We start from the raw sequence: 356 nt of genomic DNA on the forward strand, positions 1-356 counted from the left end.
CGCAATGAGTAACTTGAGTCAACAGCTGTGGCCTGATACCCGTGTGCTGGATTTGCATCTGGCGATCGGCGTAGCCATGGTCGATGCGACGCAAAACCCGGGAGAGCCTTGGGAACTTAAGGTCAACGAGCCGACTCTTGATGAGTATGTACGTCAAGCAGCGCAGCCCTCATTCATGAACTTCTTGCAGGCGCGTGCGTGCAAGATCGATCCGTATTCACTGCGCAAAGAAATGCAGAAAATGGCGTTGGCGTATCTGGCTGGTGGCATCAGCCTTCTGGCGCTGCGCCGTGCCTACAGGGGTAATTCGAAGTTGGCTGATTTGCTTACACTGATGGAAAGCGACGATGCACTGC

Annotated in this window: 1 protein-coding gene; it reads left to right on the forward strand. The window is 54.2% G+C overall.

The window, feature by feature from the left end; all coding sequences use genetic code 11:
• The coding region (locus tag AC1RPU_RS08040; RefSeq protein WP_481769648.1) for a hypothetical protein at positions 1-356 on the forward strand (356 nt) is incomplete at both ends.

This window comes from Dellaglioa sp. CoH-55-MRSF-7 (assembly GCF_056782235.1).